The organism is Segeticoccus rhizosphaerae, assembly GCF_009192725.1.
In the GTDB taxonomy this organism is placed as follows: Bacteria; Actinomycetota; Actinomycetes; order Actinomycetales; family Dermatophilaceae; genus Segeticoccus; species Segeticoccus rhizosphaerae.
In genome coordinates, this window is sequence record NZ_VOHR01000675.1 from 1 (window position 1) to 698 (window position 698).

General features: G+C 72.3%; 1 protein-coding gene. It reads right to left on the reverse strand.

Features of this window, described 5'->3' with window-relative positions; all coding sequences use genetic code 11:
- Positions 1-698 (reverse strand): HNH endonuclease family protein (locus tag FRW57_RS22435; protein ID WP_152187121.1); only part of this gene is annotated, 698 nt, incomplete at both ends.

Below are 698 nucleotides of genomic sequence, written 5' to 3' on the forward strand. Positions count from 1 at the left end.
GGGCGGGGGCCGCGCTGCGGTCCGGCGCAGGTGTGGCCCACCGCGCCGTCGTGGGCAGCGGCTCACTGGTGCACCGGCCGAGGATGCGCGCGATGGCGTCACGCTCGGGCGGGGTGACCCACAGGTGATAGCGATGTTTCACCGCGACCTGCCTCGCGACATACAGGCATCTGATCGCCTTGTTGGAGGGGAGCCAAGTGGCGGCGTCGCCGTCCTGCTTCTGCATGTTCGCACGGCCCTGGACGGCCCAGAGGTTGAGCGGATCGCCGGCGAGGTCCTGCCGCCGGTCGGCGGACAGCTGCTGCCCACCGGTCTGCCAGGCGTTGCTGAGCGCGACGACGTGGTCGATCTGCACCTGGCTGCTGGTGCCGACGCCACGGGCGAAGGCGATGGTGGTGCCGGTGTAGGGGTCGGCGAGCGTGCCCGTGAGCACGACGCAGCCGTAGGTGCCGGGTTTCAGGTGGACGCGACGCAGGTCGCGGCGCAGCACGTCGTTGCGGGTGTCGCAGCCGTTGTGACCGCCCTGCACGCTCACGTCATCGGTCCAGGCCGAGCCGAATCGGGCTCGGTCGTAGCCGGTCTTGGGCGCCCTGCCCTTGACCGGCAAGGTGGCGAGGATGGCCAGCGCGGTGCCCGGGCGGGCGGTGGCCGGTGGCTTGTTGACCGGCGTCGCCGACGTCGCCCGCTCCGTGCGGCGC